The sequence below is a fragment of the Sutterella wadsworthensis 2_1_59BFAA genome (assembly GCF_000297775.1).
GTDB classification, from domain to species: Bacteria; Pseudomonadota; Gammaproteobacteria; order Burkholderiales; family Burkholderiaceae_F; genus Sutterella; species Sutterella wadsworthensis_A.
Genome location: NZ_JH815515.1, coordinates 313,656 through 337,640 on the forward strand (window position 1 = coordinate 313,656; position 23,985 = coordinate 337,640).

The following is a 23,985-nucleotide window of genomic DNA, read 5'->3' on the forward strand; positions in this document are numbered from 1 at the left end:
GGCGGGACGCCGCCGCTCTCCGGGGGCATCCTCTTATTGTCGCGCCTTTTGAAAAATTATTCTTCGGCAGAACGGATTAACGCCTCGAGTTCGGCCATGCGGCGGACAAGGGCCTTGAGCTCCTTGCGCATGGCGGGAAGACGCGAGATCGTGGCGCTGACGAGTTGGAAGTCGCGGCCCTCCAGGGCGGGGAAGAAGCCGGTCTTCTGGGCGGGTTCCTTGCCCCAGCCCGTGATGGCCGTTCCCGGACCGATGCCGGAGCCTGCGGGGATGTTGATGTGGCCGTTGATCATGGCCGCGCCGCCCACCATGCAGTGGTCGCCCACGGTGGTCGAACCCGCGATGCCCACGCAAGCGGCCATCACGACGTGGCGGCCGATGCGGTCGTTGTGGCCAAGTTGGATCTGGTTGTCGAGCTTGGTGCCGTCGCCGATCACGGTGTCCTCGAGGGCGCCGCGGTCGACCGTCGTGCCCGCGCCGATCTCGACGTCGTCGCCGATCACCACGCGGCCCACCTGCGGGATCTTGACCCACTCGCCCTTGAAGGGCGCAAAGCCGAAGCCGTCGCCGCCGATCACGCAGCCGGGCTGGAAGATGCAGCGGTTGCCGACGACCGTGCCGCGTTCAAGCACGCAGTTCGGGTAAAGAATGCAGTCCTCGCCCACGACCGTGTCCTCACCCACGACGGCGCCCGTCTTGATGACGGTGCGTGCGCCAACGCGCGCGCCGCGGCGCACGACGGCGAGCGCCTCGACCGTTGCGCTCGGATCCACCTCGGCGCCCTCTTCAACGAAGGCGCGCGGATGAATGCCCGCAGGCGTTTCGACGTGGAAGAGAATCTGGGAGGCGAATGCAAAGAAGGCGTACGGATTGTCGCAGACGAGCACGGCGCGGCCGGGTTCGTCCGAACCGAAGAGCGCCTCGACATCCTGCTCGCGCATGATGAGGAGCGAGGCCCTCGAAGCCTTCATCGCCTCGGCGTAGGCGGCGTTCGTGAGAAAGGCCATGTCGCCTTCGCCCGCAGTCTGGGGCGGCATGAAGCGGGAGACTTCGGCGCATTCGCCCAGAAGGCGCATTTCAAGCCTTCCGCGGCTCATTCCGGACACGCGGGCAATCAGATCGGTAACGGCATAACGCGGCAGATTTTCGGCCATGACGGCTCCTCAGTAAGTTGTGGTTTCGTTGTTGCATGACGGCGAACGGGCCTCAGGCCCGTTCATGCCGCTTTGCTTTTTCCATTATTTTTTCTTCTTCGCAGGCTTGACGTCGGCGTCAAGCGCCTTCATCACGCGGTCCGTGATGTCGACCTTGGGACTGGCATAGAAGAACTCGTAGAACACCAGATCGAACTTCTCGGTCTCGGCGATCTGCTGGATGATGCGTCCTGCGCGTCCCTGCAGCAGGAGCACCTCCTCGTTGCGTCGCTGATTGAACTCGTCGCGGGCCTCGCGGCTGCGGCGCGCAACGTCGCGCTCCATCTCGGCGAGCTCCCTGCGCTCGGTGACGCGCTCGCTCTCGCTCATGTCGGAGGCGCCCTTCTCGAAGCGCTCGAGACGCTGCTTGAAGCGCTTGGTGAGCGCATCAATCTCCTCCTGACGGCGCATGCCCTCGGCATTGAGGCGCTCGCCCGCTTGGGCGGCGGAGAGAGAGTCGCGCAGAATGCGCTCCATGTTGACGACGCCGATGCGAAGATCCGCGGCGCCCACGGGCGCGAGCATGGCGAGGCCGAGCACGGCGGCCGAGAGAACGGAGGGCAGAAGCTTTTTCACGGTGTTCACCTTTGGGCTTGAAAAAAACGGGGCGCCCGATTTGGGCAGCCCCGTCTGCAGGCATTTTCGTATTTTACCGCCGCGCACGGCCCGACGACGGGCCGCCCGCGCGGCTCGGCAGGTCTTAGAAGCCCGTGCCGATCTGGAACTGGAAGCGCTGCGTCTTGTCGCCTTCCTTCTCGTTGAGCGGGAAGGCCAGCGAGAACTTCAGCGGGCCGAGCGGAGAGATCCAGGCCACGCCGATACCGGTCGAGTAGCGCAGGTCGCTCATGCTGAATTCCTGACGCCTGTAGTCGGCATGGCCGTTGGCGTTGACGAAGCCTTCGTAGCCCCAGGCGTAGCCGGCGTCGAGGAAGCCGAAGATACGCAGCGTGCGGTCGCCGCCCGGCAGCGGGGCGAGGAGTTCAAGCGAGGCATTGACCATGCGGTCGCCGCCCAGATTGTCCGCGTCGTCGTTCATCTTGTTCGTGCTGTCCTTCGGACCGAGCGTGCCGGATTCGAAGCCGCGCACCGAGCCGATGCCGCCCACGTAGAAGTTCTTGAAGAACGGGAACATGTCGGTCTGGCCGTAGACGTCGCCGTAGCCCACTTCGCCGTTGAAGGCCAGCGTCCACGTCCTCGAGAGCGGGAAGTAGTGCTGGTACTGGTAGGTGAACTTGTAGTACTCGATGTCCATGCCCGGCAGGCCGACTTCACCGTTGAGTCGCTGGTACACGCCGCGCGTCGGAGCGAGCGAGTTGTCGCGGGAGTCGCGGGACCAGCCGACCGTGGCGGCCACGGACACGGGATCGGCGCCGTAGCGGTTCACGTAGTCCTGATAGCGCTGCGGGGAGTTGCTGTTGGCGTCAACCTTCGTGGATTCGATCTTGCCGCCGAGGAACACGCGGTCGTTTTCCGTGAACGGGATGCCGAACGCGAGCGAGGCGCCGCGGGTTTCGTATTCCACGTCGGCGACGTCGAGCTCTTCAAGGTCGACGCGGCGGTCATAGACTTCCCACGAGCGGCTGATGCCCTCGGGCGTGATGTACGGTTCGACGACGGAGAGCGCGTAGGTGCGCTGGGACTTCGACGTGTTGACGTCGACGGACACGGACTTGCCGGTACCGAAGACGTTGTTCTGCGCGAAGCCCGCCGAAAGGATGATGCCGTCGGACGTGGAGTAGCCCGCACCGAGCGAGACGGAGCCGGTCGGACGCTCCTTCACCTTGATGTCGACGTCGACCTGGTCGCGCGTGCCGGGCACGGGCACCGGGTCGGCCGTCACGGACTCGAAGTAGCCGAGACGGTCGATGCGGTCGCGCGAGAGCTTGACCTTGGAGCTGTCGAACCAAGCGGATTCGTACTGGCGGACTTCACGGCGGATCACCTCGTCCTTCGTGCGGTTGTTGCCCGTGATGTTCACGCGGCGAACATAGGCGCGGCGGCCCGGGTCGATTGTGTAGACGACCTCGACCGTGCGGTTCTCGCGATCGGCGATCGGATTGGGCGTCGCGGTCGCAAAGGCGTAGCCGAGCGTGGAGAGCTTGTCGACGAGCGCCGTGGAGACGTTGTTGACCTGCTCGGCACTGTAGATCTCGCCCGCCTTGAGCGTCAGGAGCTTGTTGAGCTCCTCGTCGATGCCGAGAAGGTCGCCCGTGAGCTTGGCGCCGGCGATCGTGTACTTCTCGCCCTCGGTCATGTTGATCGTGATGTAGACGTCGGACTTGTTGGGCGCGATGGAAACCTGGACGGAGTCGATCTTGAAGTCGAGGTAGCCCTGATTCATGTAGAAGGAGCGGATCGTCTCAAGGTCGGCCGCAAGCTTTTCACGGCTGTAGAGATCGCGCTTCGTGTACCAGCTGAACCAGTTCGGCATGCCGAGCTGCATCTGGTCGAGCAGCTCGTCGGCATCGAAGAGGCGGTTGCCCGTGAAGCGGATCGAGGCGATCGACGAGGCACGGCCTTCGTCGACGTTGATCGTGATGCGCACGCGATTGCGTTCGAGCGGCGTGGCGATCGTCTTGATCTTCACGCCGTAATAGCCGCGGGCGAGGTACTGGCGGCGCAGCTCCTGGTCGGCGCGGTCAAGCGTCGCCTGGTCGAAGATGCGGCCCTCGGCCATGCCGACGTCGCGCAGGCTGGTCTCGACAGCGTCCTTGTCGAAGGCCTTGATGCCGTGCGTCTCAATGGTCGCCACGGCGGGACGCTCGACGATGTGCACGACGAGCACGTCGCCGTCCTGAGAGAGCGACACGTCCTTGAAGAGGCCGGAGCGGTAGAGCGAGTGGATGGCGCGGGTGCCCATGTCGGGCGTGTACTCGTCGCCTGTGCGGAACGGAAGATGCGAAAAGACCGTACCGGGTTCGGTACGCATCAGGCCTTCAACTCGAATGTCGGAAATGACAAAAGCCGAGGCCCCCTCGGCGCACACCATGGCCGCAATGACAGCGGCGGCCGTCTTCGTCAGATTGGCAGACAAAATGAATTCTCTCTATATCGTCACGGGTCACGCCCTCCGCCCTTGCACGGTCTGCTTCAGGTTCATCCCCGAAGACGACCGCAAACGGCGGCGGCAAATTTGTGTAAGGTTACCAAATCTTGAGGCTCTCCGTTAGCGGGCGGCGGGACCTCTTTCACGACAGAACGGGTAATCCCTGTCTTCGAGGCCGCATTCACGCGCCGCCCGACTCCCGCCGAGCCCCGTCACACGCCCTCGAACAGGCGCGTGAGGTCGTTGTTCATTGCAAAGGCAAAGACGACGAGCATCAGGCCGAAGCCCGCCTTGCCGATCCAGTTCTTCGTCCTTTCGGAAAAGTCCCGGCCGCGCAGGCCCTCGAGGCCAAGCACCACGAGCTGTCCGCCGTCGAGCACCGGCACGGGGATCAGGTTCATGAAGCCGATCGCGATCGAGATGAGCGCAAGATATTCAAGGAAGGGCACGAAGCCACCGCGAACGGCGTCGCCCGCCATGTCGGCAATGCCGATCGGGCCCGTCAGGTTCTTCGTGCAGGCCTCGCCCGTGGCCATCTGGCTAACGCCTCTGGCCTGAAGGGTGGTGATGCTTTTCACCTTGCGCCAACCCGCGGCGACTGCGTCAACAGGCGAGAGCCTCACGACGACCATCTCGGGAAGCGCCCTGATGCGGATGCCGACAACCGTGCGGCCCTCGGACGTCACGGGCATGATCTCCACCACGCGCTCGGTCTCGGGCGTCCTGATGTTCGAAAGCGTCAGCCTCACGGGCGAGCCCGCGGGCGTCGCGCCTATGGCCTCAACCGCCTCCTGGACCGAGCTCACCCCTGCGCCGTTGACGGCCAGAATCCTGTCGCCGCTCGCAAGCCCCGCCTTTTCGGCGGGCGAATCCTTCACCGTTCCCGCCACGACGGGGTCCCTGAGCCAGGGCACGAGGCCGAGATGGATGACGGGCGGGCGCCCGCTCATGTCGTCAAGGCTCACGCCTGCGAGCGAGAAATGCCTGACGAAGGTCTCATCACCGCGGGAGAACCTGACGGGAATGTCGGCGCTGCCCGCCAGACCGAAAAGCTCGACGTTCATGTCCGTGATGCCGAGAACCGGCGCACCGTTGACGGACAGCACGCGGTCGCCCTGCCTCACGTTCTCGCTCGCCGCCTGCGTGCCTGCGGGCGGCGTGCCCATGACGGCCGCGAAGTCGGGCGTTCCGATCGCGCCGACCATCACGTAGAGAAAAAAGGCGAGGATGAAGTTCGTGGCAGGACCCGCAAAGAGCACGAGGCCGCGCTTCCAGCGGGCCTGACGGGTGTAGAGCCTGCTGCGGTCCTCTTCAGTGAGATCCGCATCCGCCTCGTCGGCCATCCTCACGTAGCCGCCGAGCGGCAGGGCCGAGAAGCAGTATTCAGTCTCCCCCTTTCTCCTTCGCCAGAGCACGGGTCCCATGCCGAAGGAGAATCGCGTCACCTTGATGTTGAAGAACTTGGCCGTGAAGAAATGCCCGCCCTCGTGAACGATGACGATGATGCCGATGGTGAGTAGAAAGCCTGCGAGGCCCAGAAGAAAGCTCATGATCAGATGCGGGAGATTGGAGTCGGACCCAACAAGATACACGGTTTGAGCCGCGCACGCGCGGCTCCTCCGCGCCCTGCGGACGATTGGTTACGCTTTTGCTCGGGAGGATCCGCCTCAGGCCGTCTGCAGCTCGACGAGACGCGCGAAGGCGCCCTGTGCGGCCATCAGCTCGTTGTAGGAGCCGATTTCGATGATGCAGCCGTCCTTCATCACGACGATGCGGTCCGCGTCGGCGATGGTCGAGAGCCTGTGCGCGACGACGAGGCACGTGCGACCCGAGCGCAGTCGGCCCATGGCCTCGGAGACGTGCTTCTCGGTCTTGCTGTCGAGCGCGCTCGTCGCCTCATCCATGATGAGGATCGGCGCGTTGCGCAGGAACGCTCTGGCGATCGAGATGCGCTGCTTCTGACCGCCAGAGAAGAGGCTGCCGCCGTCGCCCGTGCGGGTGTCGAGCCCGTCGGGAAGCTCCGCCACCATCTCGGTCAGCGAGGCCGCCTCAAGCGCCTCCCTGATCTGCTCGTCGGTGACGTTCTCAAGGCCGTAGGTCAGATTGTTCCTCAGCGTGTCGTCGAAGATCACGACGTCCTGAGTAACGAAGGCGATGCGGCTTCGCAGGCTGCCGAGCCTGAAGTCGCGGATGTCGCGCCCGTCGATCATGACGCGGCCCGACTCGGGCTCGAGGAAGCGCGGCAGAAGATTGATGAGGGTCGTCTTGCCCGAGCCCGACTGGCCCACGACCGCGATGCACTCGCCCGGCCTGACCGTGAGGCTGAAGTCCCTGACGGCGGGAACGTCCTTGCCGGGATAGCGGACGACGACGTGCTCGAACTCGATGCGTCCCTCGCCCGGACCTATCTCAAGCTCCTCCGTGCCCTCGGTCTCTACGGGCGAGTCTAGCGTCTCGAAGATGCTCTCCGCCGCGACCGAGATGCCCGCGAACGTGCCGCTCAGGCCCGAGAGATGCTGGATCGGCGCCTTGATGAGCAGCAGGGCCGAAAGGAAGGTGACGAACTCGCCGATCGTGAGCATGCCATGCTGCGCCTGATAGAGCGCAACGCCGACGACGCATGCGATGGCAACGAGCGTGAGGATCTGCGTGACGGGCGTCGTGACCGCGCTGAGCTTGAGCGACTTGAGGCTAAGCCTGCGGATGCCGTCGTTGACGTCCGCAAAGCGCCTTTCCTCGAAGTCGTAGGCGTTGCTTACCTTGACGAGGCGCTCGGCCTCGTAGGTTTCCTGCACGCGCGAGATCATGCCGCCGAGAAGCTCCTGGCTTTCTCCGACGATCTTTCGGATGCGCGTCGAGATGAAGCGAAGGGTGACGGCCAGACCGGGAATGATGACAAACGTGACAAGCGTGAGCTTCCAGTCCTGCCAAAAGAGGACGACAAGAAGCGCGGCGACCTGCACGGAGTCGCGCACGAGAACGGTGAACGAGCCGACGGCGCCCGAAAGGGCCGAAGCCGCCTCGTTAACGAACTTGGAGCTCATGCGGCCCGACGTGTGCTTCTGGAATTCGCTTTCGGGCCAGTGAAGGATGTGCTCGAAGAGCAGACCTCGCATGGTGAGGAGGACCGACTGGCTCACCTGCGCCATCAGGTAGGCGCTCATCACGGTGCAGAAGGCGAAGCCCACCGTGACGGCGATGAGCGCGACCGGCGCCGCATAGATCATCCAGCTTTCCTGCTGATAGAAGCCCAAGTCGGCCATCTTGCCGAGCAGCGTGGCCGTGATGGACGACATGCTTGCGGACCCCATCAGAAAGACGCACGCAAAGCCGAGCCTCCACTTGTAGGGCATGAAGTAGCGGTAGAGCCTGATCAGGTTGGGATCAATCATCTTGAAGGTCTTCATGCCTGCACCTCCGTGGCGGTCTCGGCAGGTGCATCCGAAAAGTCCCCTGGATGCTCGAGCGCCTGGAGCCTGGAGAGCTCGGCGAAAAGGCCGTTCTTCACGAGAAGCTCCTCGCGGGTGCCCGTTTCCTGAACGACGCCGTCGGCCATCGCGACGATCTGCGTGGCGTGCTCGATCGTCGAGAAGCGGTGCGCGACCATGAAGGTCGTGCGACCCTTCATCAGTTCGATCAGGGCGTCCTTGATCTTCTCCTCGCTCTCGCTGTCGAGCGCGCTCGTCGCCTCGTCGAGAATGAGGACGGGCGTGTCGCGCAGGAACGCGCGCGCAATCGAGACGCGCTGCTTCTGGCCGCCCGACAGGAGGCCGCCGTGCTCGCCCACGGGCGTGTCGAGCCCTTCGGGGAGCGAGCGCACGAAGTCGCCGAGCGCAGCCATGTCGAGCGCCTTCCAGATTTCCTCCTCGGTCGCGTCGGGAGAGCCGTAGGTCACGTTGCCGCGGATCGTGTCGTTGAAGAGCCTCACGTCCTGAGAAACCGTCGCAATATTGGCGCGAAGCGAGTCAAGCGTGTATTTCTGAGAGTCGACGCCGTCGATCAGGATGCGGCCCGAGGTTGGATTCCAGAAGCGCGGGATCATGTGCACGAGCGAGCTCTTGCCCGAACCCGAAAGACCAACGAAGGCGACGCATTCGCCCGGCCTGACGGTGAGCGAGAGGTCGTGGACCGCGTCCCTCTCCGTTCCGGGGTAGCGGAGCGAAACATGTTCGAAGACGAATTCGCCGCGGCAGTCCCTGAGCTCGATCGTGCCCTCGTCCGCCTCATCAGGCTCGTCGAGCAGGCCGAAGATGCTTTCGGCCGCAACGCCCATCTGCGCAAAGCCCGTGTTGACGCCCGCGAGGTTGCGAAGCGGCGGCATCAGCAGAAGAAGCGCGGCGAGGAAGGTGACGAAGTCACCCATCGTCAGGAGCCCGAGGCTCGTCTGGTACATGGCGAAGGCCAGCACGACGGCGACGCCCGACATGCAGATCACCTGCGTGAGCGGCGTTCCGAGCGAGGAGACCTTCGTCATTTCGAGCAGCATCCTGCGCATCGTGTCGTTGATGCTGTGGAAGCGCCCGAGTTCGTATTCGTAGGTGTCGGAGAGCTTGACGAGCCTGTGGCCGTCGTACACCTGTTTGATGCGGCCCAGCACTTCGGCGAAGGACTCCTGACAGTGCTTCATCAGCACCTTGACGCGGGACGAGATGAATCGCAGAAGCTTGACGATCAGGGGCGCGAGCAGGAGGCTCACGAGGGCGAGCATCCAGTTGTTCCAGAGAAGCACGCACACGAGCGCGACCACCTGGCAGGTGTCGCGCACGAGAATGATGCTCGACTTGGCTGCGCTCGAAAGCGCCACGTTTGATTCGTAGATGAACTTCGAGGTGACGGCTCCCGTGGGATAGCCCTGATAGGTGGCGGCAGGCCAGCGCAGGAGCTTCCTGAAGATCTCGCCGCGCAGCTGCACGAGAACGCTCTGCGTCGTCTTGCCGAGCAGGTAGTTGCTCATGAACATGCTGCCGCCGTGCAGGAAGGCGATGAAGATGAGCGCCGCAGGCGCGCCGAGCACGATCCACTCCTCCTGGTCATAGAAGCCCACGTCGGTGAGCTTGCCCAGAAGCAGCGCAATGAGCGAGGAGCCCGCGCCCGCCCCGATCATGAAGAAGACGGACATGAGGAGCTTTCCCTTGTGCGGCTTCAGGTAGGCAAGGAGCCTGACGAGGTTGGGATTGAGCTTGGACTGGAGGCGTTGGATAAGTGGCATGCAGTGAGGTGTGCAGACGGTGGGTCCTGCGCGTTGTGCGGATGCGTCTCGCCTGCGGTGCGGGCGGGACGGCACGGAACGCGATTTCCGTGCCTGCCGCTATTTTACAGAGGCGATGCGCGCGGGCAAATCGGGAAACGCATTGTTTCGCTCCCGATGCCCGGCCGGTCAGAAGATCGAGCGGATTCAGCGAACCGCGAGGCGTTCGCGGGTCTTGGCGCGAACGGCGCGGTCGAGCTCAATGATCTCGTCGACCGAACCGGGAAGCGGCGCCAAAATGCTCTCGAGCATGCCGCGCACCGTGCTGAAGATGTCGGTGAAGCCGATGCGGCCCTCGAGGAAGGCCTCGACGGCGATTTCATTGGCGGCGTTGAGGACGATGGTCGCGCCGTTGTCGGCGGCCAGCGCATCGTAGGCGGCCTGAAGAAGCGGGAAGGTCTTCGTGTCGGGCTCCTCGAAGGTCAGCCGACCGATTTCGGCAAGGCTCAGGCGCTTCGCGCAGCCGTCAAGCCTTTCGGGCCAGCCGAGGGAGTAGGCAATCGGCGTGCGCATGTCAGCCGAACCCAGCTGCGCGATGACCGCGCCGTCCTCGAACTCGACCGCCGAGTGTACGATGCTCTCGGGGTGGACCACGACCTTGATGCGCCCGGGCTCGAAGTCGAAGAGCCAGCGCGCCTCGATCACCTCAAGGCCCTTGTTCATGAGGCTCGCGGAGTCGACGCTGATCTTGCGGCCCATGGACCACTTCGGATGAGCGACGGCCTGCTCAGGCGTGATGCCCTCAAGATTCGTGCGACCGCGGAACGGGCCGCCGGAGGCCGTAAGGACGATCCTCGCCCCCGCCCTCGCCTTTTCAGTCGCGCCCGCGAGGCACTGGAAGATCGCATTGTGCTCGCTGTCGACGGGCAGAAGCTCGCAACCTGAATTCCTGACGGTCTCCATCAGAAGACGGCCGCCGCAGACGACGCTCTCCTTGTTGGCAAGAAGAAGGCGCTTGCCCGCGCGAGCGGCCGCAAAGGTGGGCGCAACACCCGCGGCGCCGACCACGGCCTGCACGACGACGTCCGTGTCGGGATCATCCGCGAGGCGGGAGACGGCCTCGGGGCCGCCGAGCACCTCGATGTCACCGAGGCCGACCGTGCAGAGGGCCTGTTCAAGCTCCACCACCTTCGAGGCATCCGCAATGACGGCGCGCTTCGGACGTGCAGAGAGGCAGACGTCCACCAGCGGCTCCACGCGGGAGCCGCCCGCCACGGCGTGAACGCTGAAGCGCTCGGGATAGCGCGAGACGACGTCAAGCGTCGAACGGCCGATGCTGCCCGTTGCGCCGAGAATCGTGATGGACTGTGTCATGTTGCCCCTTGTCAGTTGTTGGTTCGATTGTTCCTGTCGGTCGGCCTGCGGTCCTTGCCGTCAGGCTTCCATTGTTCTGCGCAGTATTTTACCCGCGGCCGAACGCCCGGGCCTTAAGCCTTAGACCTTTCGGGATAGCGTGAAGACGGCGATCTCGCTTGGCACCCCGACGCGCACGGGGAATCCGTTCCAGACGCCCGAGCCCGAATGCACGTAGAGCCTCGCATGCTTAAGCGCATACCAGCCCCGCACGAAGGCCGCGTTGAGGATCGCCACCAGCTCGGTGAGCGCAAAGAGCTGCCCGCCATGGGTGTGCCCCGAAAGCAGCAGGTCAAAACGCACAGCCTCGTCGTACTTTCGGGCGTGCTTGGGCTGATGGGAAAGAAGAATTCTCGGTCCTTTTTCGGGTGCGCCCGCAAAGGCCTTGATGGGATCGGGCAGCTCGCGTCCGAAGCGCCTTGCCCAAGGATCCGTCACGCCGCCCACGACAAGGGTGGCCCCGTTGTGCTCGACGGCCCTCCACTCGTTTCTCAGAAGCCTTATGCCGAGCGACGGAATCTTCTTCATCCAACCTTCGTAGTCAAGGTAGTGCTCGTGATTGCCCTCGACCGCGATGACGCCGTGCCGTGCACGAAGTTCCGCGAGCGGAGCAACGTCCTCGGACCTGACGTCCACCTCGCCGTCGACGAGATCGCCCGTGATGACGACGAGATCGGGCGAGAGGCTGTTGACGCTTGCCACGAGATCCTTCATGTGGGGCGCGCGCAGAAGCGCCGACGCATGCAGGTCGGAGAGTTGCACGATCCTCATGCCCTCAAGTCCCGCAGGCAGGTCCTCGATCGAAACCGTCATCTCCTTGACGCAGGGAACCCTGAGTCCCTGCCGAAGACCGAAGGCCGAAATGCCGACGGCCGCGGCCGTCATGCCGATCGCCACGCGCCTGTCCTTCTGCACGAAGCGATGCATGCGCTCTCCCGAACGGCCGGCCAGAACGGACAGAAAGATGACGACCTCGCGAAGCAGCGTGAGGCCTGCAAGCACGGTGAGCGCGAAGACGCAGCCGTTGCCGGCGGCCAGCACCCAGGCGGGCAGCTCGGGGCTAACGAGCCCGCCGAAGAACGTGGCGGTGACGGCGGGAAAGGCGGCGATGAGAAGCGTCACAACAAAGCCCGCGACCTTCACCGCCCGCGGTGCATTCATCGGAAGCCAGAAGCGCCAGAGCACCCAGAGCGCACAGACGGCATGAAAAATTGCAAAACGCACGGCGAACCAATCCTCTCGTCCTGTTTAGGCCTTGCGGCCGGCAAATCCTGCAGGGCGAACTGCCCATGATCCCATTCTAGACCGCTATGTTTTCACGCGATCCTTCTCTTGCGAAGACTTGCAGCCTGACAGATGCAGTCACATTCATGGGATCCCCCCGGGCTTGAATCTCCCTGAGGACCTACTCCTCGTCAATCGGATCGATGAGCGCTTCGCCCGCCGTGGCCTCCAACAGGCGCTCGACGAAGGCGTCCGCCTCGTCCGACGGGACGAGCACCTCGAAGGTTGCGTCAAAGCGGAAGTCCGACGACTGCACGCGTCCCCTCGCCTCGGCGAGAAAGTGCTGGAAGTCCGAAACCTGATGGGGTTCGATCGAAACCACGAAGCGGCGCATGTCCTCGCGAAGCGTGACGGGAAGGCCCTCAAGTCCGAGCTTGACCGAACCCTGATACGCCCTGACAAGACCGCCAGTACCGAGCAGGATGCCGCCGAAGTAGCGCGTCACGACGGCCGCCACCTCACCCACGTCACTGTGCAGGAGTGCGGTGAGCATGGGACGTCCCGCCGTGCCCTTTGGCTCTCCGTCGTCGCTCGCGCCCACCTGAGCCGTGTCGCCGGGTGCGCCTGCGTTGTAGGCCCAGCAGTTGTGAGTGGCGCCCGCGTGCTCCTCTCGGATGCGGTCGATGAAGGCCTTCGCCTCCTCGGGACTCGAAACCCTCGCCATCGTCACAATGAAGCGGGAGCGGCGCACGGTCTCTTCAGCCCGGTGAAAGGCGCCGGGCGCAAGGTCGGGGACTTTGTAGGCGTCGGTCATGAATCAGGGTCCAAAATAAGAACGGGCGCGGGCCGAGTTGTCGGTACCGCGCCCTCTGCATGATCCTCAGTTCAGGCTTAGTGAACGATCAGTTGGATCCACAGCATGATGAAGGCCGTGGCAGGCAGAACGGGGAGCGAGGCGTCCATGCGGTCGAAGAAGCCGCCGTGGCCGGGCAGCAGGTTAGAAGAGTCCTTGATTCCGACAAGGCGCTTGAGCATCGACTCCCAGAGGTCGCCGGCAATCGAGAGCGCAACGAGCATCGCGAGCACGCCGACGCCCCACAGGAAGCCCGCATTGTCGAAAAGGTAGTTCGTGAAGACGTTCTGCTGCACGCAGAAGACGTACGTGAGCGCGAAGAAGACGATCACGATCACGTAGGCGCCGATCGCGCCCTCGAAGGTCTTCTTGGGCGAAATGGCGGGCGCCATGCGGTGCTTGCCCCAGGCGCGACCGCAGAAGTAGGCGGAGATGTCGGCGCCCCAGACGATAAGGAGCACGGAGAGGACGAGCACCCAGTCCCCCTGTTCAAAGAGCCAGAGAAGCGACAGGTAGGCGGCGGGCACGAAGGTCACGGCGGACCAGAGGCACTGGCGCTGCGAGACCTTGAAGCCGTTTTCACGATGGAAGAGTTCCGCAAAGAAGATCACGAACCAGGCCAGCATCACGCAGCCGTTCATGAGCATCAGGAACCAGTTCATGCGGTCAAGCGCACCCGCCCAGTAGAGCGAAAGCTGGACTACCATTTCGACGGCGGCGACGAGAAGAGCGGGACGGGGACCGAGGCCGCCGATGCGCAGCCACTCATAGAGCGTGGCGCCGAAGGCAATGGCCATGACGCTTGCAAAGGCAAACGGACCAATGTAGATCGAGAGCGTCAGAACGGCCAGCAGCACGGCTGCGGTGATCACGCGCGTAAGCAACATGATGAAGGAACCTCCGGCCGGTTCTCGTGACCGGCGCGTTGTATGTCTATGGGGGTGTCGCCTTTCATATAAAGGCCAGCATCCTGCCATTTTAGCCAATGCAGGACCTCGCGTGGCCGAATTCCTCAAAGGGGCGCGTTGAAAACACCGTCTTGTTCAGGCCTGCGCCCGCTCCTCACTGCAGGCCTCATGTCCTGCATCCGAAACCCAGAAAGCCGAAAACGCGGCTGCATTCAGGCGAAGACGAGCACTCCCGTTCTTCCGCCTCTTCGGTTGGAGCGCACAAGAAAGTCCCGCTGAAAGGCAGGCCGTCTCTACATCCATGTTGTCGGAAAGTCGGAAAGCTCCCCTGACTTCAGCCGCCGTTCCTGAGCTGTTCGCTCGTGCGACCGAAGCGGCGCTCGCGCCCCTCATACCAGCGAAGAGCCTCCTTCAAGTCGTCCTCGCCGAAGTCGGGCCAGAGCGCATCGGTGAAGTAGATTTCCGCGTAAGCACTCTGCCACAAAAGAAAGTTGGAAATCCTGCATTCGCCGCCCGTACGAATCAAAAGATCGACATCAGGCACGCTCATGAACCTTCCGATATTCTCGGGCGTCATCTCAAGCCCTGCCGCGGCGCATTCGGACGCCGCCTGACAGCAGTCCCAGCGTCCGCCGTAGTTCGCCGCAATGACGAGCTCCATCTTCGTGCCACCCGCAGTGGCAGCTTCATTTTCAGCGATGGCCTCGCGAACCGTATCGGAAAAGGCCGTCCTGTCTCCGATGACTCGAAGCCTGACGCCCGCCTCGGCGAGCGGCTCGCACCAGCGGCGGAGCGCCTGTGCGAAAAGCTTCATGAGCATCGAGACCTCTGCGGCGGGCCTGCGCCAGTTTTCGCTCGAAAAGGCGAATACCGTCAGGCGTTCGATGCCTGCCCTGGCGGCCGCCTCCACCACGCGGTTGAGCGCCTCGACGCCCTGCCTGTGCCCCTCTGTCCTCGGACGCAGACGCGACTTGGCCCAGCGGCCGTTGCCGTCCATGATGATCGCGACGTGATGGGGAATGTGGGAGGCGGACATGAGAAAGGAGCAGGAAAAGCGGTGTTTGTACAAGGCAGGCATTTTACACGCCGAGGCGCTGAGAACAGCCCCGGAACGCATCCCGTAACGTATTTGTCCGCTAGCCAAAACAAACATCCGGCAGACCCGCAAGCCTGCCGGATGCCGCTGTTCTTCCGGAGAGAGGAATTACCGAGCCGCAGGAGTGCCACCCGCCTCAGCATTCTTCTTGAGCGCCGCTGCAAACTCGACCGCATACTGCGCGACCTGCTGCAGGTTCACCTGGTTGTTTTCAACGGGAGCGTTGGCGGCAAGCTCAGGCTGACCGTTCTTGAAGCTCTGGAAGACGAAGGCCTTCACGCCGTCGCGCTTCTCGTTGAGCATGAGGCCGTAGAGCACACAATGATCACAGGCGTCGGTCTTGGCGTCTTCGGGCAGGACCTTGACTTCATAGCCCGCAGTCTTCAACCCCGCGGACACGGCCTCAAGCAGCTGCGGGGTCGGCGTGCGCGGAATTACGCAGAGCTGGTTGTCTGCGGACGCGGCAACCTCCTCGGACTGGGCGCCTCCGCCCAGAGTTGCACCGCAGCCCGTCAGGCCCAGGGCCAAAAGCGCCGCAGCGCCGGTCATGGCGATAGTCTTCTTGAACATTCTTTTGTCTCTCCGCAAATGGTTCAGTCAACCCTCCGACTGGAGGCCGTTCTTCAATCATACGCGAACACTTAGGCCAATGACAATGATTCTGATTTAGAAATCCTGCAAATCGCCGTCCACAAAACTGGGAGCATCAGGCAACAAGGGGACTCCTCTTTTGCAAAGGAGTCCCCTTTACGAGAGCGGCATGCTTGCGCTCATCTCAAGAGCAACAGCCGCTGTGGCAGCTCAGTTCATCAGAAGCCGGTCATTTGCCGGCGGGAGTCTTGGCCGCCTTGACAAAATCGGCGACCACGATGCCGTACACCGCCGCACTCGTAAGCTGGGCGCCGCCAATGTAGTTGTCGTAGAAGAGACCGCCCGCAGCGTTGCCAATGGCGAACAAACCATCGATAACGTGGTTTTCCGTATCGAGCACCTGCCCCTTGACGTTGATGAGCGGACCGCCGAAAGTAGCCGTCATGCCCCCCTGGAAGGGAACGATATAGAACGGTGCCTTTTCAACCGTGCGTGCCTTCGGCAGGGTGTTGACCGGCGTCAGGGTCTTGCCCTTGCCCGCAGCGATCGCCTCGTTGTAAGCCTTGACAGTGGCCTTGACGGCGTCAACGGGAAGACCTGCCTTTTCGGCCGCTTCGTCAAGCGTCTGACCGACGTACACGGGAGCCTTGGTGCGTTTGTAGGATTCCCAGTCATTGGCAAGAATCGGCACGTCATGTCCCGTCTGGTCGACGATCATGTACGCCCAGTTGGCCTTGGTCATGGCCGCAACGTCTCGAGACATCTGCACGTAGGTCTGGCCTTCGTCCGTGAAGCGTTCGCCCTTGTCATTGACGCAGATGCCGTTATTGACAATGTTGAGCGGGTTCGCGCCGGTCGGACCGTAGATCGGACCGCAGTGGTATTGGTCAACGTTGACGATCTTCGGCATGAACGGGAGCGCAAGATTGATGTTCTCACCTGCGATGATGCGCGAACCGCGGATCGGCATCTTGGCCCCACCCGAACCGATGTACTGCGTGACCATGGCCTGATTGGCGGAGAAGCCGCCCGTGGCCAACACGACGCCGAACTTCGAATGAATTTCGGAGAGGCCTTCCTTCGTCTTGACGCGCACGCCGTTCACGGCGCCCGTCTTTTCATCGGAAAGCAGTGCCACGGCCTTCGTATTGAAGCGGATCTCGACACCAAGCTCCTTGGCCTTCTTCATGAGCGTCAGGGCCAGCTCGCCGCCACCCGGCTTGTGTTCGCCAACAACGAGATGTGCGCGGGAAAGCATCGGCCAGACAAGCTTGGAACCAGCCGCAAAGTTGATGCCGCAATAACCGTGAAGCCATTCAAGGGTGGCATCGGCGTTTTCGCAAACAACACGAGCGAGCTTTTCATCAGCCTTGCCCTGCGTGACCTTCATCCAGTCCTTGAGGAACTGTTCGGCGGAATCGCCCTGAACATTCTTGGCCTTCTGGAAGGAGGTGTTGACGCCAAGGAGGAAGCCCGCAGCATAAATCGTGTTGCCCGCAGGCATGGCCATCTTTTCAAGAAGAAGCGGCTTGAGGCCGTTTTCAGCCGCGCGCACGGCACAGGTGAGGCCGCCACAACCAGCGCCCAAAATGATGATGTCGTACTTGGAGGGGGCCGCAGCCTTGGCTTCAGCGGCAACCGTGCCGAATGCAGCACCTGCACCAACCGCTCCCATGGCGGCGGTCTTGAAGAATTCACGACGAGAGGTAGTCATTTACCTGTTCTCCATTAGTCTTTATGGTCCCGATGCGGTTGTGCTCCCGCATCGCTTGAAATCGACTATAGGCTCCTCCCGACGGAATCTAAAGCACATCGGGATCTTGACAAGACTGACAAAAAGTGATCTCAACGCTTGAGAACCGCCGTCCTTCCCGCAATCCGACCGAAAGTCAGCGCATCGGCGATGCCATTGCCGCCCATGCGGTTTTCACCGTGCACGCTTCCTGTGATCTCCCCGGCTGCAAAGAGTCCGGTCACCGGCTTGCCGTCGAGTCCAACAACCTGTGCGTCAGGCGTAATGACGAGTCCTCCCATCGTCGTGTGAATATTGAGGACGACTCTTGACGCCCAATAGGGCGGCTCCGACAGCTGCAGGCAGCGTACACGTGCGCACTTGCCGCCGCCCATGCCTGCTTCGACGTTGAAAACACGGACACTGTCCTTGAGCGCATCTGCATCGACCCCCATCAGTAGAGCCAATGCGTCCCAGGAATCGGCACGGAGCGCGTCGCCCGTCTGCAACCCTCTGTAGACGTCCTTTCTGCTGATAAGATCCATGGCTTTGACCGCGCCATCGTCTGTCACCATCCAGACGGACCCTCTGGGTCTGGCGAGTATCGCCTTCGCGAGTCCGTCACGCGAGCCGTCCTCGTCAATAAAGCGGCGTCCTCCGCCATCCACCATCAGAACACGGCCCGCGTCCAGATCAAGTCTCACCTGGAAGCCCCGTCCTTCAGGGGCGCCTGGCACGCACTGAATGCATTCGAGCGCGTTCGAAGCGGCACCAGCCCTTATCGCCTCAAGCATGACCTCGCCCGTACTCCCTGGATTGTTGTCCGTAGGAATGCCAGCAAGGTCAGCCCTGTAGCTTTCCACCAGTTCAGGATTCGCCGCAAAGCCTCCCGCCGTCAGAATGACGGCCTTTCTGGCATGAAAGATCATCTTGTCCTTCCCTCTTCCGGAGGAAAGATCCTCGACTTCGATGCTTGCTGCTCGGCCGTTCTTCATTAGAAGCCTCGTCATGGCACATCTTGTGCGGATCTTTACGCCACGCCTTATGCACTCCGAGGAAAGCGTCCGGATGTAGGCCTGCCCCCTCGGTTGCGTGGGCTTGTGGCCGCGCGGCCATTCTGCGCCCCAGGTGGCGACAGTTTCGGGCATGAATCGAACGCCAAGAGACTCAAGCCACTTCAAGGTTGGCAACGCTTCGCACACGAAGCGCCTCACAACAGCCGGGTCGTTTCGGCCGTGTCCTGACGCCATCGTCTGTTCATAGTGCCAGGAAGGGGAGTCCGTGATACCCATCGGCTCCTGACGGGCAGGATCAGACGCATTGAACAGACCGCTTGCACGCAACGTGTTGCCGCCGATCGCCGCCATCTTCTCGACAAGCAGCACCGACGCTCCTTGCTCGGCGGCTGAAAGTGCGGCGGCAAGCCCCGCACCGCCAGCCCCCGCCACCACGACGTCAAATTCGTCTTCCGCGAACGAAAACGCGCTCACAGGGATAGGAGTCATCATGGCAAGCGCGCTCGCCGCGCACAAAGTCCGCCTCCTCATTCTGCCGTCCTCCACCAGTGTGCCTCAGTTCTGAGCTCCGCCATGTCATGCAGAAACTCAGAGAGTTCTGCTGCATTGTGAAGCTCAAGCTTTCCGAACACTGACGCCCTTCGGCTTCTGACGGTGTCCTCCGAAAGGCCCAGAATTTCAGCCGCCTGCCGGTTGGGGAGCCCCTTGGCGACAAGCTCTGCCGTCCGCCGTTCCGCATCAGTGAGTTCGTTCCAGAGAACCTCAGCCCGCTTCAGATCCCTTGCGACAGCCCTTCTCCGCCTATGAAGTTCACACCCTCGTGCGAGAAGCGGCAGAAGCGCTTCGGCATCGACAGGCTTTTCGAGAAAGTCGAGGGCCCCTGCCTGCACGGCCTCCACCGCCATGCGGACTTCGCCGTGAGCCGTCAGAAAGATGATCGGCAGATCACACTTCATCTTCGCGAGTCTTGTCTGAAGCTCGGGACCGGACAGCCCAGACATGCGCACGTCGAGAAGCATGCAGCCTTCGCGGGTAGGATCATCACCGTCAAGAAACTCAGTTGCGGATTCATAGGTCCTCACCTGATAGCCCACGGCCTCAAGCACAAATCTGAAGGATGCTCCCACGCTAGGATCGTCGTCAACGATGCGAATCAAAGGCACCTGCTTCATGTTTCCATTCCTGATTGTTGATGTTGAGCTCCCGCAGTCGCGGGAGCACGAGCGAGGCCTTCAGCCCCTGGGGAGTTCTGCGCGCAAAGGCGAGATGGCCCCGATGCATCTCGGCAATAGAGGATGCAATGAAAAGTCCGAACCCAAGTCCTTCCTTGCTAACGCTTTTCGTAAGTTTGCCCAGCGCTCCGAACACCTCATCGGAGACGGCAGGTCCTTCGTCGAGAACGCTCACCTCAACGATCTCGTTCTGACAGAGGACCTCAACGACAATCGAGCTCCGAGAGGGAAGATCCGCAACCGCCCTGACCGCATTCTTGAGGAAGTTCACAACCACGAGCTCCAGTTCAAGCGCATCCCCCTTCACCAGTACCTCTTCGTCAGGAAACACGGTCTTTACGTCGACCACCTCGGACAAGTGCCCCGCATGCTTCAGCGCCTCACCGACAAGCCCCCGTACGTCGACGGGCTCGAATCCAGGCGTTTCCTTTCGAAGAACCGTGCGAACGCGCTCGATGATGTCCGCCGCCCTGTGCGTCTCGTGCTCGGCTGCCGACAGAGCCTCGGTCCACTTGGGAACATCAAAGTTTCCCATTTTCATCATCAACCTGATACCCGTCAGATAGTTGGCGATGCTCGTCAGAGGCTGCTTGATCTCGTGTGCAAACATGGCGGCGAGTTGAGAGGCCATGCCTGCACGCTCAACAAGCGCGAGGTTCTCCTGACTGGCCCTAAGGGCTTCGGCGGCCGCTCCTCTCGCACTCTCCTCAGCCCTGAGTTCTGCCGTCCTGCGCTTGAGAAGACGATTGACGCGCCAGTGATGCACAAGCAGAAGAAGCAGAACCAGCCCCATGACCGCAAGCTCATTGCACCAACGGAGCGCAAGTGCCGTGATCGAATTGTCCCTCAGATAGGCGTATGGACCGATTTTCAGCCGAACAAGAAGTGCCTCCCCCCCCTGCATGCGAGTGTTTGACAGCCAGTCAAGACCGTTGGCATCGGCGGGCATCGAAAGAAGGGCCACAGTTACCGCCTTCACCACATCGGGATCCGCCGATGGGGAAGAGGCGAACATTAGGTCGGGATAGAGTTCAGTCGAAGTTGCACAGCCGCCTGCCGCCCTTTCGGGACGTTCGCCGACGATCCTCACATCCTCGGCCTGTATAACGCCTGTTCTGACCGCCTGCTCAAGCTCACACGCAGGAAGCACGCCCGCATCGCTCATGCCCGTCACCACAAGCGTGAGCACATCGGGAAAGTTCCATTCTGTGAAAGTCACTTCACGAAAGAAGTCCTCGGGATCGAACCCACGTCTGGCGATCTCTCCTTGAGGAATGAGCCACCCCTCAAAAGACCAAGGTGCCGTCGCGGCCACCCTGCGGCCCCGCAGGTCTTCGATCGTCTGCACGGGACTTCCCGCCGGTACGAGAAAGACTGCGCCTACACTGCGGCTAACATCTGCACATCGACTCTTGCGAAGCGTTGCAATCTGCTGGAGCCCCGCACGCGAAAGCATGCGCGCTCCTCCACTAGACACGATGACGAAGTCGATGTTCTCCACAGACTCGGGCTTCATTGCATCGGCATGAGAAATCTCCTTCGTCTCGAACCTGTACTGCGGCAGTCTGGCCTTGAGCGACTCGATAAGCGGCGTATAGACGTCAATATAAAAGCTCGGTGTAAAGGTGTCGACAAGTCCAACACGCACAACACCTGAAGCGTCCCCGGAGGGTGCGACCATCCCCGTCTCAGCGGCAATTGCGGCGGAGGCGCCAAAAAGAAATGCCAGACATGTCGCTTTAAGGCGGACGGGAAATGCAGTCACGACGTACAGTGTCCTCAAGTTCGCTTCGGATAATTCTAAAAGCTTCAGCTTTTACTGAGGCTCCTCATCGTTCACGTCTGATCTTCAGTCAGGGTAGACACGCACATTTACGCCGAGGCGCGCCATCCGTTGCATCAGGTCTTCCCGCAACAAGCCACGCCACCACGCACCACATGAGCACGAGGATCATGAGAAGCACGGGCATGCGGCCGAATCCGAAGGCCGAAGCCCAGGCGCCCGCCATCATGGGTGCAAGGCCGGCCAGCAGGTAACCGCCGCACTGAACGAGCCCCGTCACGCGAAGAATGTCAGCTTCCGGCGTCTTCTTCGTCACGGCGGTCAGCGAAATCGTCACGAATGCTCCCTGCAGCACGCCCATTACAAGCGCCGCTCCCATGAGGCCTGCGAATCCTCCGACCCCCTCCATCCAGATCCAGAGCCCCGTCAGATAAACGGCGCCGACCACAGGATAGATTGTTCTCGCCACAGGCAGAAAGCCGCACCCGAGAGATCCGGCAAACATGGCGCCAAGGTAGAACGTCACGGCATTGACCGCATCAGGTCTGGAAAAGCCCGCAACCTCAAGCCCTGAGGGCATCATCGACGCAACGGTGAAGGTGAGCCCCGCCTGAATAGCAACGAACCACACGAGAAGTGCAACGGGAGCTCCGCTCTTCTCGAGACGCTTTTCCTTCCGTTCTGGAACGGGCAGAGGAACGCCTCCAAAACCCACTGCCCAGACAAGCGGCGCAAGAGCCGCCAATCCCCAGACTGCAAAAGGACCCCACCAGACGCCGCCCGCCTCCAGAGCCGGCATGACCGAGGCCGTACCCAGCAGGCCGCTGATGCTGAGCACCGCCGTATAGACGCCCATCACCTGAGACTGGCGGTCATGAAAGACCACCTTGATGACAGAGGGAACCCAGACGTTCAGGCCCGCGATTGAAACGCTCAGAATCAGCGTTCCGAGAAAGAGAGCGGGCATCCACTCGATGCATCGGACGAAGGATCCGAGTGCGGCTCCGGTCAGAGCAGCGACGGCGAAGGTTCTACTTCCGAATCCGGCCACAAGCGGCAGGACAGCGAGGCTACAGAGTCCAAAGGCCATGGTCGGAATGCCTGCGAGTACGCCGAAAGCCTCCCACGGCAGATCGAAGACATCGCGAACGACGGGCGCCATCGGACCCACTGCATTGATGGGCCCGCGCATGACAAGTGCGGCAAGGACGATCATGAGGAGAATTTGCTTTTGGCTGTGCATCAGAAGCCTTCGGAAAAGTGATTACTGAAAAGGCTATCCCTTCGTGTGTGCCTTGACCAGATTGGTTTTCCCGAACAGAGGGTTTTCGCCACCGCTCGCGGCCACCTCCCACGAGCCGTATCGGCGTTCGGATTAGTTCTTTAGGATGAAGGACATGCTTAGGGCGCGGGGCCGGACACGGTCCCTGGAGGGCGCCTCAACCATATCAACCAAGGAGAAAAACATCATGCTTTCGAATCGCCGCCGCTTCCTTCAGGGTGCCGCCTCCGCGAAGGTCGCCCCCGTCACGCTCCAGGACCGCAGCTACGAGCCACTGAAGCTTCCGCGTCCGATCAGTCTGGCCGCCCTCACCATTCTCGACGTCTCTCCCGCCAATCAGGTGCTCTGCGCCGTCAAGGCGGGCTACAGCCACGTCGGCATCCGCCTCGTGCCCGCCACCCCGACCGAAACGCAGTACGACATGATCGGCAACACGCCCATGATCCGTGAAGTCGAAGCCAATCTGAAGGCCACCGGCATCAAGGTCCTCGACATCGAAATTCTCCGCATCAAGCCCGACACTCGTGCCGTAAACTGGAAGGCCTTCTTCGAAACCGGCACCCGCCTCGGCGCCACTCAGGTGCTCTGCGCAGGCAACGACCCCGACATCAACCGCCTGACGGACAACTACGCCGAACTCTGCGAGCTCGCCCATCCGTACGGCCTCAACCTCAGCATCGAGCCGATGCCCTGATGCAACGTCTCGACCATCAAGCAGCACGGTGAGATCCTCCGCAAGATCAACCGTCCGAACGCAGGCTGCCTCGTCGACCCGATCCATTTCTACCGCGCCAAGAACGACTACAAGGACATCGACAACCTGCCCGCCGGCTCGCTCAAGTACTGCCAGATGTGCGCCATCACGGCCGAAATGCCCGACACGATGGACGGCATCCTCTATCAGGCCCGCAACTTCCGCCTGTCTTCGGGCACCGGCGCTGCCTACCTCGTGCAGCTTCTCAAGCACCTGCCGATCTCCATCGAGGTCTGCAACGCGAACCTTGCCCTGACGATGTCTCCGCTTGACCGCGCCCGCATGTACCTCGAGGACATGGTCGCCGTGCTCAACGCCGCAGGCGAACACTGATCCTCACAAGGTCTCTCAGCAAGTTCTCCCATTTCGTGCATTCCGCACAGGCGGATTCCTTCCGGAATCCGCCGCTTTTTTTGTGGGATTGATCCCTGAAAAAAAGGTTCATCTCGGAAGTCCGTGGAACGCGGCGTGGAAAGAGTCGAGGTGAGGAACAGGGTGGCTCAGTACCGTTGGTCTACGGAGACGACGGCCAGAGACCAGATGTTCCTCGAGCTCTTCTTCGACGAATCTGACTGAGTGTAGATTCCACGGTTTTCAGGTTGAAGAGCCTCCAACGCAACTCTTCAGGGAGCGAAACGCGCGATTTGTCGGAATGGGTTAACGCCATTAATGCC

19 protein-coding genes are annotated in these 23,985 nt (G+C 62.0%); 2 read left to right on the plus strand and 17 right to left on the minus strand.

Features of this window, described 5'->3' with window-relative positions:
* Positions 1-56: 56 nt before the first annotated feature.
* The 17 genes from lpxD to HMPREF9465_RS05665 all read right to left on the minus strand — a co-directional run bounded on the left by lpxD (position 57) and on the right by HMPREF9465_RS05665 (position 22,491).
* Positions 57-1,154, minus strand: a complete 1,098-nt coding sequence (lpxD, locus tag HMPREF9465_RS05585) for a UDP-3-O-(3-hydroxymyristoyl)glucosamine N-acyltransferase (protein WP_005434917.1) — start codon at positions 1,152-1,154, stop codon at positions 57-59.
* Between the two features lie 84 nt (positions 1,155-1,238).
* Complete coding sequence (locus HMPREF9465_RS05590) at positions 1,239-1,769, minus strand: OmpH family outer membrane protein (RefSeq protein WP_005434919.1); 531 nt, start codon at positions 1,767-1,769, stop codon at positions 1,239-1,241.
* A 124-nt stretch (positions 1,770-1,893) separates the two neighbouring features.
* Complete coding sequence (gene bamA / locus HMPREF9465_RS05595) at positions 1,894-4,182, minus strand: outer membrane protein assembly factor BamA (RefSeq protein WP_051009025.1); 2,289 nt, start codon at positions 4,180-4,182, stop codon at positions 1,894-1,896.
* 269 nt (positions 4,183-4,451) lie between these two features.
* A complete protein-coding gene (gene rseP / locus HMPREF9465_RS05600; protein ID WP_005434923.1) occupies positions 4,452-5,789 on the minus strand; it encodes an RIP metalloprotease RseP in 1,338 nt (445 codons plus the stop codon).
* Between the two features lie 117 nt (positions 5,790-5,906).
* Positions 5,907-7,646, minus strand: coding sequence for a lipid A export permease/ATP-binding protein MsbA (gene msbA / locus HMPREF9465_RS05605; protein WP_005434925.1), 1,740 nt, complete (start codon positions 7,644-7,646; stop codon positions 5,907-5,909).
* Complete coding sequence (msbA, locus tag HMPREF9465_RS05610) at positions 7,643-9,448, minus strand: lipid A export permease/ATP-binding protein MsbA (RefSeq protein ID WP_005434927.1); 1,806 nt, start codon at positions 9,446-9,448, stop codon at positions 7,643-7,645. Before msbA (HMPREF9465_RS05610) ends, msbA (HMPREF9465_RS05605) begins: the two co-directional genes overlap by 4 nt.
* A gap of 186 nt (positions 9,449-9,634) precedes the next feature.
* Positions 9,635-10,801 carry a 1-deoxy-D-xylulose-5-phosphate reductoisomerase gene (dxr, locus tag HMPREF9465_RS05615; RefSeq protein ID WP_005434929.1) on the minus strand — a complete coding sequence of 389 codons (1,167 nt, stop codon included), beginning with the start codon at positions 10,799-10,801 and terminating at the stop codon, positions 9,635-9,637.
* Positions 10,802-10,921: 120 nt separating this feature from the next.
* Positions 10,922-12,064: a metallophosphoesterase gene (locus HMPREF9465_RS05620; protein WP_005434932.1), complete on the minus strand. Its 1,143-nt coding sequence runs from the start codon at positions 12,062-12,064 to the stop codon at positions 10,922-10,924.
* 181 nt (positions 12,065-12,245) lie between these two features.
* Positions 12,246-12,878: a YigZ family protein gene (locus HMPREF9465_RS05625; protein ID WP_005434934.1), complete on the minus strand. Its 633-nt coding sequence runs from the start codon at positions 12,876-12,878 to the stop codon at positions 12,246-12,248.
* A 77-nt stretch (positions 12,879-12,955) separates the two neighbouring features.
* Positions 12,956-13,804, minus strand: coding sequence for a phosphatidate cytidylyltransferase (locus HMPREF9465_RS05630; protein WP_005434935.1), 849 nt, complete (start codon positions 13,802-13,804; stop codon positions 12,956-12,958).
* Between the two features lie 355 nt (positions 13,805-14,159).
* Positions 14,160-14,903, minus strand: a complete 744-nt coding sequence (gene uppS, locus HMPREF9465_RS05635) for a polyprenyl diphosphate synthase (protein ID WP_231289350.1) — start codon at positions 14,901-14,903, stop codon at positions 14,160-14,162.
* Positions 14,904-15,029: 126 nt separating this feature from the next.
* On the minus strand, positions 15,030-15,491 hold the full coding sequence (locus tag HMPREF9465_RS05640; RefSeq protein ID WP_005434939.1) for a hypothetical protein: 462 nt from the start codon (positions 15,489-15,491) through the stop codon (positions 15,030-15,032).
* A gap of 250 nt (positions 15,492-15,741) precedes the next feature.
* Positions 15,742-17,226: an FAD-dependent oxidoreductase gene (locus HMPREF9465_RS05645; protein ID WP_005434940.1), complete on the minus strand. Its 1,485-nt coding sequence runs from the start codon at positions 17,224-17,226 to the stop codon at positions 15,742-15,744.
* Positions 17,227-17,357: 131 nt separating this feature from the next.
* Complete coding sequence (locus tag HMPREF9465_RS05650; RefSeq protein ID WP_196793856.1) at positions 17,358-18,752, minus strand: flavocytochrome c; 1,395 nt, start codon at positions 18,750-18,752, stop codon at positions 17,358-17,360.
* A gap of 35 nt (positions 18,753-18,787) precedes the next feature.
* Entirely contained in the window at positions 18,788-19,432 is a 645-nt protein-coding gene (locus HMPREF9465_RS05655; RefSeq protein ID WP_005434942.1) for a response regulator transcription factor, read from the minus strand.
* A complete protein-coding gene (locus tag HMPREF9465_RS05660; RefSeq protein ID WP_147645241.1) occupies positions 19,401-21,257 on the minus strand; it encodes a sensor histidine kinase in 1,857 nt (618 codons plus the stop codon). The genes HMPREF9465_RS05655 and HMPREF9465_RS05660 overlap by 32 nt, the downstream gene beginning before the upstream one ends.
* Before the next feature lie 88 nt (positions 21,258-21,345).
* Positions 21,346-22,491, minus strand: a complete 1,146-nt coding sequence (locus HMPREF9465_RS05665) for a CynX/NimT family MFS transporter (protein ID WP_147645242.1) — start codon at positions 22,489-22,491, stop codon at positions 21,346-21,348.
* 253 nt (positions 22,492-22,744) lie between these two features.
* On the opposite strand from HMPREF9465_RS05665, the gene HMPREF9465_RS13415 reads away from it, so the two are divergent.
* Both HMPREF9465_RS13415 and HMPREF9465_RS13420 read left to right on the plus strand, forming a co-directional pair.
* Positions 22,745-23,251, plus strand: coding sequence for a hypothetical protein (locus tag HMPREF9465_RS13415; RefSeq protein WP_005434945.1), 507 nt, complete (start codon positions 22,745-22,747; stop codon positions 23,249-23,251).
* A 156-nt stretch (positions 23,252-23,407) separates the two neighbouring features.
* Entirely contained in the window at positions 23,408-23,644 is a 237-nt protein-coding gene (locus HMPREF9465_RS13420) for a hypothetical protein (protein WP_005434946.1), read from the plus strand.
* The last annotated feature ends 341 nt before the right edge of the window (positions 23,645-23,985 follow it).

Bases quoted from the DNA above. Each gene is read 5' to 3' on its own strand.
- uppS (WP_231289350.1), bottom strand. From the start codon at position 14,903: ATGCCTGCCTTGTACAAACACCGCTTTTCCTGCTCCTTTCTCATGTCC.
- HMPREF9465_RS13420 (WP_005434946.1), top strand. From the start codon at position 23,408: ATGTGCGCCATCACGGCCGAAATGCCCGACACGATGGACGGCATCCTC.
- HMPREF9465_RS05640 (WP_005434939.1), bottom strand. From the start codon at position 15,491: ATGTTCAAGAAGACTATCGCCATGACCGGCGCTGCGGCGCTTTTGGCC.
- msbA (WP_005434925.1), bottom strand. From the start codon at position 7,646: ATGAAGACCTTCAAGATGATTGATCCCAACCTGATCAGGCTCTACCGC.
- msbA (WP_005434927.1), bottom strand. From the start codon at position 9,448: ATGCCACTTATCCAACGCCTCCAGTCCAAGCTCAATCCCAACCTCGTC.
- HMPREF9465_RS05645 (WP_005434940.1), bottom strand. From the start codon at position 17,226: ATGACTACCTCTCGTCGTGAATTCTTCAAGACCGCCGCCATGGGAGCG.
- HMPREF9465_RS13415 (WP_005434945.1), top strand. From the start codon at position 22,745: ATGCTTTCGAATCGCCGCCGCTTCCTTCAGGGTGCCGCCTCCGCGAAG.
- HMPREF9465_RS05655 (WP_005434942.1), bottom strand. From the start codon at position 19,432: ATGAAGCAGGTGCCTTTGATTCGCATCGTTGACGACGATCCTAGCGTG.
- HMPREF9465_RS05625 (WP_005434934.1), bottom strand. From the start codon at position 12,878: ATGACCGACGCCTACAAAGTCCCCGACCTTGCGCCCGGCGCCTTTCAC.
- rseP (WP_005434923.1), bottom strand. From the start codon at position 5,789: ATGAGCTTTCTTCTGGGCCTCGCAGGCTTTCTACTCACCATCGGCATC.
- HMPREF9465_RS05630 (WP_005434935.1), bottom strand. From the start codon at position 13,804: ATGTTGCTTACGCGCGTGATCACCGCAGCCGTGCTGCTGGCCGTTCTG.
- HMPREF9465_RS05665 (WP_147645242.1), bottom strand. From the start codon at position 22,491: ATGATCGTCCTTGCCGCACTTGTCATGCGCGGGCCCATCAATGCAGTG.
- lpxD (WP_005434917.1), bottom strand. From the start codon at position 1,154: ATGGCCGAAAATCTGCCGCGTTATGCCGTTACCGATCTGATTGCCCGC.
- HMPREF9465_RS05650 (WP_196793856.1), bottom strand. From the start codon at position 18,752: ATGATGACTCCTATCCCTGTGAGCGCGTTTTCGTTCGCGGAAGACGAA.
- bamA (WP_051009025.1), bottom strand. From the start codon at position 4,182: ATGGTGTGCGCCGAGGGGGCCTCGGCTTTTGTCATTTCCGACATTCGA.
- dxr (WP_005434929.1), bottom strand. From the start codon at position 10,801: ATGACACAGTCCATCACGATTCTCGGCGCAACGGGCAGCATCGGCCGT.